This is a genomic window from Ruegeria sp. BG8 (assembly GCF_056538325.1).
On sequence record NZ_JBQFSZ010000003.1, the window covers coordinates 192822 to 205306 of the forward strand.

Sequence of the window (12485 nt, forward strand, 5' to 3'; positions counted from 1 at the left end):
ACATGTGCAAGTACCGATCAAATGGGGACAGGCATGGCTTTGCCGGTGAAGGATCAACTCAGATACTGGGGCATCGCCGCGGCGATATTTGTGCTGTTGCTATGGGCACTTGGCGATGTTTTGCTCCCGTTTGTGATCGGCGGCGCAATCGCCTATTTCCTTGATCCAATCGCAGATCGCCTCGAAAACCTTGGCCTGTCACGTATGGCAGCGACGGGAATAATTACCGTGGTCGGCGTGCTGGGTTTTGTCCTGATGATTCTGATGGTGGTTCCGGCCCTGATCACACAGTTGGTCGATCTGGTCGATTTCATGCCTAGCCTTATTAAGCAACTGCGCGGGTTCATCGAACAGCAATTCCCATCTCTGTTGGATCGCGAATCCAGTTCGCACCAGTTTCTTGTGTCACTGGGCGAGACCCTGCAATCCAAAACAGGGGATGTCCTACAATCCGTTGCGGCGTCGTTGGGATCGGCTATCAATGTTGTAGTCCTGATGGTCATCGTGCCTGTCGTCGCCGTCTACCTGTTGCTTGACTGGGACCGCATGATCGCCCGCATTGGTGAGCTGCTGCCACGGGATCACGCCCCAACGATCAAGCGTCTGGCCGGTGAGATAGACGCAGTTCTGGCCTCGTTCGTGCGCGGTATGGGGACTGTGTGCCTCATCCTTGGAACCTACTATGCCGTGGCGTTGATGGTGGTGGGCCTGCAGTTCGGGTTGATCGTTGGCTTCATCGCAGGTCTTGTGACCTTTATCCCCTATCTGGGGGCTTTGATCGGCGGCACGCTGGCTATCGGTTTGGCGCTATTTCAGTTCTGGGGTGACTGGGCGCATGTCGGGCTGGTCGCGGGTATCTTTGCCCTGGGCCAAGTGACCGAAGGCAACTTCCTGACCCCCAAACTGGTTGGCAACTCGGTCGGCCTGCATCCGGTTTGGCTGCTGCTTGCCCTGTCCGTTTTTGGGGCGCTGTTTGGTTTCGTCGGGATGCTGATCGCCGTTCCGGTTGCCGCTGCACTGGGCGTTCTGGCACGGTTTGCGACGTCCATCTATCTGGACAGTCGGCTTTATACCGGCCTTGAAGGTGTGCAGCAGGACGACGACTAAATGGCACTTCAGCTCAGCTTTGATCTTCCGGCGAAAACTGCGCTGGGGCGCGAAGATTTTTTCGTGTCTCCCGCGAACGCTCTGGCCGTGGCGATGATCTCGGCCACCTCTTGGCCGGGGAACAAACTGGTTCTCAGCGGCCCTGCGGGGTCAGGTAAAACGCATCTGGCGCATGTTTGGGCGGCAGAAACAGGCGGGCGCATCATTCGGGCGGCAGAGCTGAAACACGATGACGTCCCGGCCTTGTCGCAGACACACGTCGCCGTTGAAGACGTGCCGATGATAGCGAACGACATCGAGCAACAGACCACCCTGTTCCACCTGCACAATCTGGTACTGGCCGAAGGCAATTCCCTGTTGATGACCGGGCGCTTGGCACCGAAATTTTGGGACCTGCCCTTGCCCGACCTTCAGAGCCGGATCGAGGGCGCGCACCATGTGGCGCTGGACCCGCCGGATGACGCGCTGCTGGGCGCTGTTTTGGCCAAGCTTTTCGTGGATCGTCAACTGTACCCGGGCCCGGACGTCATTGCCTATCTGGTCAAACACATGGACCGTCGCTTTGAAACGGCTGCGTCCGTTGTGGCGCAGCTGGACCAGCTCGCACTGTCGGAAAAACGTGACATCACCCGTGCGCTGGCCGTGCGGGTCCTGAACTCGGCACTGAACGAGACCCAATCAGGGAATTGACCCAACCTCAGCGATTTCGCATTCTGCCCTCGGAATATCTGGAAAAGACATGGATCAGACCGTCGACATCGACATCCCCGATTGGGGACCCTTCGGAAAGCCCTTGTTCGACAACCCCGAAGTGCGCGCCCTGTCGCGCGTTGGCGTTGTTGATGTCGGATCAAACTCGGTTCGGATGGTGATCTTTGACGGGGCAGCGCGATCCCCGGCTTATTTCTACAACGAAAAAGTCATGTGCGAGTTGGGTGCCGGCCTTTCTGAAACCAGACGGCTGAACCCACGCGGTCGCTTGCGCGCGCTGGCGGCACTGCGCCGTTTCGCTCAGTTGGCTGACGATCTTGGGCTGCCCGGCCTGCATGTCGTGGCAACGGCCGCGGTGCGTGAGGCCGAAGACGGCCCCGATTTCTGTGACGAGGTGCTTACCGAAACCGGCTTGACGGTCTCGGTCATCGATGGCGGAGAAGAAGCCCGACTATCTGCGCAGGGGGTCTTGCTGGGCTGGCCCGGTGCCTATGGTCTGATTTGCGATATTGGTGGTTCGTCGATGGAATTGGCCGAGATCGGCGGGGGCGAGGTTGGACGACGCCTGACTTCGGCCTTGGGCCCTCTCAAACTGCGCGACATCAAAGGCGGTCGCCGTGCGCGGAAGGCTCATATCAAAGCCACAATGGAAGACCTGCGCGACCAGTTGGGGCCGCAAAGGGATCGTTTGTTCCTTGTCGGCGGCAGCTGGCGCGCGTTTGCGCGTCTGGACATGCTGCGCAGGGGATATCCGCTGAACGTGCTGCATGAATACCGCATGACGACCAAGCAGGTGCATCAAACCATCAAGTTCATCGAAAAAGGCGACCCCGAAAAGCTGCGCAGTCAGGCCGGTGTTTCCGGATCGCGTATGGCGCTGATCCCTCATGCCATGGACGTGCTGGCCCGGTTGGTCCGCACGTTCAAGCCCAAAGACATCGCGATCTCAAGCTATGGCATTCGCGAAGGCCTGCTATACGAGCAAATGCCGCAAGCCTTGCGCGACCGGGATCCATTGATCGAAGCCAGCCGGTTTTCCGAGGCCAAGGACGCCAGACTGCCTGGCTTTGGCAAACATCTGTTCGAATTCGTGATGCCGTTGTTTAAATCCGCTCCGCCTGCCCGCGTGCGATTGATCAAGGCCGCCTGCTTATTGCACGACGTCAGTTGGCGCGCGCATCCCGATTACCGCGCCGAGACTTGTTTTGATTACGTCACCCGCGCCAATCTTGGTGGTTTAAAACATTCCGAGCGGGTATTTATCGGGCTGGCTTTGCAGCATCGCTATCGCAACAAACGCGAAGACAATCGCTTTGCTCCGCTATACGAACTGCTGGACGAGAAAGACCAAAAGCAGGCCGAGATTCTGGGCAAAGCGATGCGGTTTGGCGCCATGCTTTGGATGCAGCGCGACGCAAAAATGGGCAGCTTGCGCTACTTTCCCAAAAAGCATCAGTTGGAACTGATCCTGCCCCAATCAGCGAGCCTTCTTTTCAGCGAAGTGGCCGAAGCGCGGCTGAACTCGTTGGCAGGCGCTTTGAAATCGGACACGCGTGTCATCTCGAAGGGATGAACTCAGATATCGGTTAACCCTTCCGGAACCTCTTCCGGCAATTTGGGCTTGGGTTCCGGGTTCTCAGGCTTCTTTCGAATGATGATGTCGCCATTCGGCAGGATTTCGGGGGCCTCATAGGCACTCCAATCCTGAACTTCTTCAACCAACTCGGCCAAAGCTGGTCCCATTTCTTCGAAAAACGACATCATCGCCGGGCCGAACTCATCCGCCAACCCAAGCAAATCACCCAAAGCAGGCTCCATCTCTTGGCGGAGCCCTTCGAAAAACAGCTCAAACCCCTGCTCCATCAGAGATGGGGGCGTTTCCTCCTCTGCCTTTGCTGGCAGAGCCGCGGTCGCTGCGAAAGCACAGATCAAAAGGACTTGTTTCATAAAACTGAATATAAGCCGCGCGCGCTTCCGATGAAAGGTCACAGGTCGATATCCAACGTAACCGGGAAATGATCCGAGGCTGTCAGAAGGGCCTGATGCACCTCTTTTTGTTGAAAACAAGCCGGATCGTGAAACGGATGCCAAATCCGCCATTGCGGCTGATTTTCGCGCAAATTTTCAGTTACCATGATGTAATCCAGCAAGGCTTCGAGATGTCCGCCTTCCTTGGGTCGCGCAAATCGGGCCGTCGAAGGGGCCTTGCTGCTGTTTTCGCCATATGCCGTCACGGCATGTGGATCAAACAACCCGGCCTGCAGTAATATTTCGACGGACGAACGGCCAAACAGGTTTTCAAACTCATCCAGACCCGGCCCGTCATTCAGGTCACCCAGCAAAACAACCTGATCTCCGTCTGCAATGTGTGTTTTGACGCGACGTGCAAGCCAGATCGCTTGCGCAAGCTGCTTGCGGCGGTTGGCAATTGAGATGCGAATTGCTTCGTCCCGGCTTTCCGCACCATGCGGGGCTTTGGACTTGAGGTGCGCGCCAATCAAACGAAACTCGGCCCCGTTTCGTGTTTTGACGGCCAACTCCATCGGGGGTTTCGAGAACACTACGCGATCCTCAGTCGCATCGATATCCAGATCAATCCGGAACGTACCATCAAACCGTGGTGCGTGGGCGCTTTCGGTATCCCGGCCTTTTGGATCATGCCGTACTGACAAAACTTGCGGGTCGTAAATCAACGCCAGTTCCTGGTGCGTGTCGTTTGCAAAGCCCATAACCGCATGGCTGGTGCGCAGATCGAAGGTTTCAACAAAACGTTGCAAAGCACGGATGGTGTTCTGGGATTTGCCGGTATTTGGGGCCTCGACGATCAACATTGCATCTGCGTCAACAACCGAAAGCACTTTGGCGATCGCTTCGGCCTGCTGCGCCTTGGTCACGTCATGCCGTCCGGACCAGCTATCGTCAAAAATCAGATTGTCCTTGCGGTCAAAGAGATTGGCAAACCATTCGATATTGTAGGTCGCCAGCCGCACCGTCCTTAGACCTGTGCGCCGTTTATTTCATCCCACGCGCGATTTATGTCGATCATTTTTTTCTCGGCCAATCGGATTGCTTCTTCGGGCACGCCACGCGCCATCATCGCATCCGGGTGGGTTTCACGAACAAGTTGGCGCCATACCTTGCGGATGTCTGGCAAGGGCATGTCCCGCGGGACCCCCAAAACGGTATAGGGATCATTTGGGGCATCTGGTACGAACCGCGCGCGCAACGCCAGAAACTGAGCTTCGGTTTGGCCGAAAATCCGGCTTACCTCTTCCAAAAACTCGTTTTCGTTGGGGTGATAAAACCCATCGGCCATTGCGATGTGAAAAAGACCCTCCATAAGATCGCAAAGGGTTGTGCTGTCTTCGGCAAACATGCGCGCAATCTTGCGGGCGTATTCCTGGTATCCGGCGACATCGGTGCGAGCCATGTCAAAAACCCGCGCAGCACCTGCTTCGTCTTCCCGCGCGATCTGAAATACATCCCGAAATGCGGTCACTTCGTCCCGGGTGACCTGACCGTCGGCCTTTGCCATCTTTGCGCCCAGCGCAACAACGGCAATCGCGAACGCGACCGAGCGTTCCGGCGGGGTGCGCAGTTTTTCAAAAACAGCTGTCAGGCTTTCGCCTTGGGCCAGCGCACTCAGCGCGTCTGATATTCGGGTCCAGATCGACATATCAGCACCTTAGCGCCCTATATTGCCCATGTCAGGTCCAACCAATCAGTCAACGGGTAGAATTTTCTGCATCAGCACAAGATCCAGCCTTTGACCCCACTTGAAACCCACTTCGGGCATGCATCCGACTTGTTCAAAACCAAGCGCCAGATGAAAATCGACAGCGCCAGGGTTCGCAGACGAAATCCCGGCGACCAAGACATGAATACCCTCGGCCCGCGCGGCATCCTCCAGAGCCGCCATCAAAGCCCGACCCGTTCCTTTGCGATGCACCTCAGGCGACAACTGGATCGAATGCTCGCGGCATTGCGCGTAGCCCGGACCCGAACGGAACGGTCCGTATGTCGCAAAGCCTGCTACGAGATTGTCCTGTTCCGCTACAATAAACGCGGGACCGCGTGTTTTGATATCATGGGCGATATCTTCAACGCTCCGTTCAACTGTCGTGAACGTGCCAAGAGTATCACGGATAAAGGCGTTTGTTATTGCTGCGATTTCGATGGCATCAGCAACACGCGCCGGACGGATGTTCATTCCAACACGCGTGGGCCATGTGGTGTTTCAAACTCGGCCCGCAGTGCCGCCGGACCGGTATCAAAGACCACCAGATCCAGATCACCTAGCAACTGTGCCAGTTGCAACGCCTCGGGGTGGAAAACCACCAAACGGCTCAGACGACACCCGCTGTCCTGAAGCATCCTTGCCGGGTGCAGATCACCATGCCATTGAATCAAAGCGGGAAACAGGTTGTCGAACGGCAAACGCCCATTCGGGGGAACCGCCATCTGCCACCGCAATGCCCCACGCGCAAGGTCTATCGGCTGCCCCACCCCATCGGGAAAAACGGACAGAGAGTCCTGGATATCGGGAACGCTGCAAATCCAGTTGCTTAACCGTGGTGGCCCCTCGAACCGATCAAGGTCGAACCATCGGGTTTTTTCCGGATTGGGGGCCTGCGGGTCAATGGCAATGGCCTCCAGGTACAGGCCATCCCGTAATCCCAGCAGGCGATTATAAGTGCCGAACTTTTCGTGCTTGCCCCCATCTTGCAACCGAACGCCCAAGGCCTGTTCGATATGAGCTGCCGCGTCCTCAAGGGTTTCGCCTGCGACGGCCAAGTGATCCAGCAACATGTGCGCTCTCCAACGAATTGCGACCAGACCTTTGCTGGTCTGGTCGCATGTTTTCGCCAAAGGCACCGGATAACAAGTGCTTTTCGCCAGAAAGTCGGGTCAGCCGTTTGCTTCGCCAATCAGTCTCAGAATATCCTGCGCGGCTTCGGGGATGTTCGTGCCCGGCCCAAAGATGGCTTTGACGCCGTGGTCATACAGGAACTGGTAGTCCTGTTGGGGGATCACACCACCGCAGATGACGATGATATCCTCGGCCCCGGCTTTCTTGAGCTCTTCCACCAACTGCGGAGCAAGCGTCTTGTGACCAGCCGCCTGGGAAGAGATACCGACCACATGCACGTCATTGTCCACAGCATCCTGCGCAGCCTCAGCAGGGGTCTGGAACAATGGGCCTACATCCACGTCAAAGCCGATATCGGCAAAGGCCGTGGCAATCACTTTGGCACCCCGGTCGTGACCGTCCTGCCCCATCTTGACCACCAGCAGACGCGGGCGGCGGCCCTCGGCTTCGGCGAAGTCTTCGATGGATTTCTGGATTGCGGCGAAGCCTTCGTCGCCTTCATAGGCCGCGCCATAGACACCGGCCAGCGTCTTTACTTCGGCGCGGTGACGGCCGAATTCTTTCTCCATAGCCATGCTGATCTCTCCTACGGATGCACGGGCGCGGGCGGCCTCAACGGCGGCGGCCAGCAGGTTTCCGCCCTCTTGGACGGTCTTGGTCAGCGCGTCCAGCGCCTTTTGACACGCGGCATCGTCACGGGTTGAGCGGATACGCTCCAACCGCGCGACCTGTGCTTCGCGCACCGCCACGTTGTCGACGTCCAGAATGTCGATCGGGTCTTCCTGTTCCTTGCGGTACTTGTTGACGCCGACGATCACTTCGTCGCCCCGGTCGATCATGGCCTGACGGCGCGCGGCGCTTTCTTCGATGCGTAGCTTGGGCATGCCCGAGGCCACTGCCTTGGTCATGCCACCCATTTCCTCGACCTCTTCCATCAGGGCCCAGGCTTTTTCGACCAGCTCGTTGGTCAAGCTTTCGATGTAGTAAGAGCCTGCCAGCGGATCGACCACATCGGTTACGCCAGTCTCTTCCTGCAGCACCAGCTGCGTGTTCCGCGCGATGCGGGCCGAGAAATCGGTGGGCAGCGCGATCGCCTCATCCAACGCGTTGGTGTGCAGCGACTGGGTGCCGCCCAGAACCGCGCTCATCGCCTCATAGGCGGTGCGGATCACGTTGTTATAAGGGTCTTGTTCCTGCAGGCTTACGCCCGAGGTCTGGCAGTGCGTCCGCAGCATCTTAGACCGCTCAGATTTAGCGCCAAAATCGGTCATTACGCGGTGCCACAACGTACGAGCAGCGCGCAGCTTGGCGATCTCCATGAAGAAGTTCATACCGATGGCAAAGAAGAAGGACAGACGGCCTGCGAACTTGTCCACGTCCATCCCGGCCTGCGTCGCAGCGCGCACATATTCACGGCCATCGGCCAGCGTATAGGCCAGCTCCTGCACCAGGTTCGCCCCGGCCTCTTGCATGTGATAGCCCGAGATCGAGATCGAGTTGAACTTGGGCATCTCATTCGAAGTGTATTCGATGATGTCGGCAATGATCTTCATCGACGGTTCAGGCGGGTAGATATAGGTGTTACGCACCATGAACTCTTTCAGAATGTCGTTCTGAATGGTACCGGACAGGACGGATTTGTCATGCCCCTGCTCTTCACCCGCTACGATGAAATTCGCCAGGATCGGGATCACCGCGCCGTTCATTGTCATCGAGACCGAGACCTTATCCAACGGGATGCCGTCGAACAGGATTTTCATATCCTCTACACTGTCGATGGCCACACCGGCCTTGCCCACGTCACCCACGACGCGTGGGTGGTCGCTGTCGTAGCCCCGGTGCGTGGCGAGATCGAAGGCCACTGACACGCCCTGCTGACCGGCCGCCAGATTGCGACGATAAAAGGCGTTCGATTCCTCGGCGGTCGAAAAACCCGCATATTGCCGGATCGTCCAGGGACGGCCCGCATACATGGTGGCCTTTACACCGCGTGTGAACGGTCCGAAGCCGGGCATCGAACCCATATGCGGCAGGCTTGCGGTGTCCTCTGCTGTATAGAGCGGTTTGACGTCGATGCCTTCCAGCGTCTCTTTGGTCAGATCGTCCAACGGCCTTCCGCGCAGCTCTTTTTCCGCCAGCGCCTGCCAGTCCTTCGTGTTGGTCATTTCGATTTCCTCTCGTCAATTCGGATCGCGACCGGTGCTGACCGTCGCGTTAAGTTGATGCGCTGAGCCCACCCAACAGGGCCAAAGCGCGAAATTTTGAGCATTCCGGGCAATTCGCCGGTCGCATTCGTTTGAACAGGGGCTATATTCGATTGAACAGGAGGCCCCATGACACGCACGCTTGCCTTTGTTTTTTCGGCACTATTCCCGTTGGCCGTTTTGGCTGCTGACGGGTCCGCACCTGCGGATGATGAATTCGTACGTCCCGTTGGCGACAGCGAGCTGGACGAATTCCTATGGGTCAACCGGCCCATAATCGTCTTTGCGGATACGCCAGCGGATCCGCGGTTCCAGCAGCAGATCGATATGCTGACGGAAGGCGAAGACGCCATGCGCGACCGCGACGTCGTTGTGCTGACGGATACTGATCCATCGGCCCGATCCCCGATCCGGGCGCAGTTGCGCCCGCGCGGGTTCCAGATGGTTTTCGTCGACAAGGATGGTGTCGTGAAACTGCGCAAGCCCAGCCCTTGGAGCGTGCGCGAGATTGGACGTTCGATCGACAAGACCCCCCTGCGCGAACGCGAAATTCGCGAACGGCGCGAGGGCGGGTAACCGCCCCGGCCATACCCGCTGCCCCCGACCGAAGCCGAGAGCGCCAAGTGATATGACCACCGAGCGGTCATGATCATTCAAATTCCATGATCACGTCATCAACCGCCAGGCTGTCGCCAGCGCCGGCATTGATCTTGGACACCTTGCCCTTCTTTTCGGCGCGCAGGATGTTTTCCATCTTCATCGCCTCAATGGTGCAAAGCGCCTGACCTTCCTGCACTTCTTGCCCGACTTCGACGTCGATCTTCACGACCAGACCGGGCATTGGGCACAGCAGCATCTTGGACGTATCAGGCGGCAGCTTTTCAGGCATCAACCGGGCCAGTTCGGCCTGGCGTGGCGTGCGCACATGTACCTTCAGGTCCGCCCCCCGATTGCGGATGCGGAACCCGCCGGACACTTTGCCAACTTTCAGCACAAGCGGGCTGCCATCGACATCAAGAACCGCCAATTGATCACCAGGCGTCCACTCAGAGGTGACGCGCATCGCGGTATCGTCTGAGAATGTCACTGTTGACCCATCACGGTCCGCATCAATCGCAACGGCGAATTCCTGCCCTTGCAGCGTCACAACCCAGTCTGAACCCACTTTGCGTTCGTGATTATCCATCCGGCCAGACACGCGCGTGCGGCGAATTTCAGCCACACGATGCATGGCCGCGCAAGAGGCCGCGATCCGGCGCAGGTCCGCCTCAGGCAATTCGACCCCTTCAAAACCGTCAGGGTATTCCTCGGCAATAAAGGCGGTGGTCATGTCGCCGCTGATAAATTTCGGATGATCCATCACCGCAGACAGGAAAGGCAGGTTGTGCCCGATGCCCTCGACCTCAAAGCTGTCCAGCGCCACGCGCATCGCTTCGATCGCCTGATCACGCGTCGGAGCCCAAGTACACAGCTTGGCGATCATCGGGTCGTAATACATGCTGATCTCGCCACCTTCATAGACGCCGGTATCATTACGGACCGCTGTCTCGCCTGTGGGTGCATCCCCCTGCCACTTACCGTTCACCAGCATTGGCCCCGCAGCCGTTTCCGCCGGAGGACGGTAACGTGTCAAGCGGCCAATCGACGGCAGAAATCCACGATACGGGTCTTCGGCATAAAGGCGGTTTTCAATCGCCCAGCCGGTCAGTGTTACATCATCCTGCGTGATCGTCAGTTTCTCACCCGCGGCCACGCGGATCATCTGTTCCACAAGATCCACGCCGGTGATCAACTCGGTTACAGGGTGTTCCACCTGCAGGCGTGTATTCATCTCAAGGAAGTAAAAGTTCTTTTCCCCATCAACGATGAATTCAACGGTCCCGGCGCTGGCATAGTTCACGGCCTTGGCCAAAGCGACGGCCTGTTCGCCCATTGCTTTGCGTGTCTCGGGGTCAAGGAAAGGCGACGGAGCTTCTTCCACGACCTTCTGGTTCCGGCGCTGGATCGAACATTCCCGCTCGCCCAGATAGATGCCATTCCCGTGGCTGTCGCACAGAACCTGAATTTCGATGTGACGCGGTTGGGTCACGAATTTCTCGATGAAGATCCGGTCATCCCCGAACGAGTTCGCAGCCTCATTCTTGGATGACTGAAAGCCTTCACGCGCTTCGTCGTCATTCCATGCGATCCGCATACCCTTGCCGCCGCCCCCGGCGCTGGCTTTGATCATGACGGGATAGCCGATATCATTCGAGATCTTCACGGCCTCGTCCGCATCCTCGATCAGACCCATGTATCCAGGCACGGTCGAAACCCCCGCATCCTGCGCGATCTTCTTCGAGGTGATCTTGTCACCCATGCTTTCAATCGCGCCGACCGGCGGGCCAACAAAGGCGACGCCTTCGGCATCCAGGGCTTCGGCAAATTTCGAGTTTTCAGACAGGAAGCCATAGCCAGGGTGCACGGCCTGCGCGCCGCTTTGGCGAATGGCGTCCATTACCTTGTCGATCACGATATAGGATTGGTTGGCAGGCGGCGGGCCGATATGCACCGCTTCATCCGCCATCGACACATGCAATGCGTTCTTGTCGGCGTCCGAGTAAATGGCAACAGTGCCGATACCCATTTTTCGGGCCGTTTTGATAACGCGGCAGGCGATCTCACCCCGGTTGGCGATCAGGATCTTGCTAAACATGGAACGTCCTTTGTCTTGGTGTTCTGGAAACGCAAAACGCCGCCGCGGGGCGATGACCCCACGACGGCGTTTTGCGCGATGACGGTCGGAGCGACAAACGCTCCGGGTATCTTGTTACCTACAGTTGTTCTGCGTCTTGCAATACAGGACGTTGCCCGCTGCACCGACGACGGCGCCAAACAACGGGTCGGCACTGACGACCGCAGCGCCGACTGCACCGGCCCCACCGCCAAGCAGCGCCTGTTCGCCTGTCGTATCACCGCACGCGGCAAGGCCCGCACAGGTCGCCATTGCAAGAACGAGTTTCGAGAATCGCATGTTTTCTGCCCCTTCAGGTTTTTTGATGCATTCGGGGGCAAATGCCGATTTTCGCGGCTGCTATTCAATAACAAGCGGCTAATATTGCTGTTTTGCGCAGTTTTATGCCGCTTTACCCTCGCCTTTAGGGCAAAGAAAAGCGCGGGCAGGGTTTTGTGAGAAACACAAACCTGCCCGCGTAAGGAAGGGGTACGGAATAGTAGGTGCATGTGCGACGCAGGCAAAGTAGAGCCGCACGGCCCATTCAACATGCACGGAGTGGTTGCAACTTCAAAACGGGATTCTGGCCTACGAATTATTCCGGCTGGATTCTGCCCATTCAGCGCAAGGTCGCGCAAATATGCGCCGATGCGGATCCGTGCATATTCACGTACCAACCCCTCAGAATCTGTCACGTTGTCGTTACAAACCTCGCGACCATTCACGGATGTTGCAGGTGCGGCATCACGTTTTGCACACGCGATATCGAATGGAAAAAACACTGAGTTCATAAGGTTAACCGATCGGTTCACCTTCGTGTGATTTCGCGGCGATTTTTTCGCAATTTTTCTTGAGCGATCGACGTCCCAAAGTCCCAATT

12 protein-coding genes are annotated in these 12485 nt (G+C 57.6%); 4 read left to right on the forward strand and 8 right to left on the reverse strand.

Annotated features, from left to right (window positions below; genetic code table 11):
• The first annotated feature begins 33 nt into the window (after positions 1 to 33).
• The 3 genes from ACR0DG_RS08460 to ACR0DG_RS08470 are packed head-to-tail and all read left to right on the forward strand — an operon-like array spanning position 34 to position 3391.
• Positions 34 to 1107 (forward strand): AI-2E family transporter, encoded by a 1074-nt coding sequence (locus tag ACR0DG_RS08460; RefSeq protein ID WP_480696196.1) that lies wholly within the window; start codon positions 34 to 36, stop codon positions 1105 to 1107.
• Positions 1108 to 1797, forward strand: a complete 690-nt coding sequence (locus ACR0DG_RS08465; protein WP_480696198.1) for a P-loop NTPase family protein — start codon at positions 1108 to 1110, stop codon at positions 1795 to 1797.
• 49 nt (positions 1798 to 1846) lie between these two features.
• Complete coding sequence (locus ACR0DG_RS08470) at positions 1847 to 3391, forward strand: Ppx/GppA family phosphatase (protein WP_480696200.1); 1545 nt, start codon at positions 1847 to 1849, stop codon at positions 3389 to 3391.
• Between the two features lie 2 nt (positions 3392 to 3393).
• On the opposite strand, the gene ACR0DG_RS08475 is transcribed toward ACR0DG_RS08470, so the two are convergent.
• From ACR0DG_RS08475 to scpA, 6 genes are all read right to left on the reverse strand, one after another.
• Positions 3394 to 3765 carry a hypothetical protein gene (locus ACR0DG_RS08475; protein WP_480696202.1) on the reverse strand — a complete coding sequence of 124 codons (372 nt, stop codon included), beginning with the start codon at positions 3763 to 3765 and terminating at the stop codon, positions 3394 to 3396.
• 38 nt (positions 3766 to 3803) lie between these two features.
• The gene (locus tag ACR0DG_RS08480; protein ID WP_480696204.1) at positions 3804 to 4808 is read right to left on the reverse strand and encodes an endonuclease/exonuclease/phosphatase family protein; all 1005 of its coding nucleotides are present in this window, start codon (positions 4806 to 4808) and stop codon (positions 3804 to 3806) included.
• Between the two features lie 5 nt (positions 4809 to 4813).
• On the reverse strand, positions 4814 to 5494 hold the full coding sequence (locus ACR0DG_RS08485; protein WP_480696205.1) for a TerB family tellurite resistance protein: 681 nt from the start codon (positions 5492 to 5494) through the stop codon (positions 4814 to 4816).
• Between the two features lie 45 nt (positions 5495 to 5539).
• Positions 5540 to 6028 carry an N-acetyltransferase family protein gene (locus tag ACR0DG_RS08490; RefSeq protein WP_480696207.1) on the reverse strand — a complete coding sequence of 163 codons (489 nt, stop codon included), beginning with the start codon at positions 6026 to 6028 and terminating at the stop codon, positions 5540 to 5542.
• On the reverse strand, positions 6025 to 6627 hold the full coding sequence (locus tag ACR0DG_RS08495) for a VOC family protein (RefSeq protein WP_480696209.1): 603 nt from the start codon (positions 6625 to 6627) through the stop codon (positions 6025 to 6027). The genes ACR0DG_RS08490 and ACR0DG_RS08495 overlap by 4 nt, the downstream gene beginning before the upstream one ends.
• A 99-nt stretch (positions 6628 to 6726) precedes the next feature.
• Positions 6727 to 8853, reverse strand: a complete 2127-nt coding sequence (gene scpA, locus ACR0DG_RS08500; RefSeq protein WP_480696211.1) for a methylmalonyl-CoA mutase — start codon at positions 8851 to 8853, stop codon at positions 6727 to 6729.
• A gap of 168 nt (positions 8854 to 9021) precedes the next feature.
• On the opposite strand from scpA, the gene ACR0DG_RS08505 reads away from it, so the two are divergent.
• Positions 9022 to 9468, forward strand: a complete 447-nt coding sequence (locus ACR0DG_RS08505) for a DUF4174 domain-containing protein (protein WP_480696213.1) — start codon at positions 9022 to 9024, stop codon at positions 9466 to 9468.
• A 73-nt stretch (positions 9469 to 9541) separates the two neighbouring features.
• Here ACR0DG_RS08505 and ACR0DG_RS08510 read toward each other — a convergent pair whose 3' ends face one another.
• Complete coding sequence (locus ACR0DG_RS08510) at positions 9542 to 11587, reverse strand: acetyl-CoA carboxylase biotin carboxylase subunit (protein ID WP_480696215.1); 2046 nt, start codon at positions 11585 to 11587, stop codon at positions 9542 to 9544.
• Positions 11588 to 11701: 114 nt separating this feature from the next.
• Entirely contained in the window at positions 11702 to 11905 is a 204-nt protein-coding gene (locus ACR0DG_RS08515; RefSeq protein WP_480696217.1) for a hypothetical protein, read from the reverse strand.
• Between the last annotated feature and the right edge of the window lie 580 nt (positions 11906 to 12485).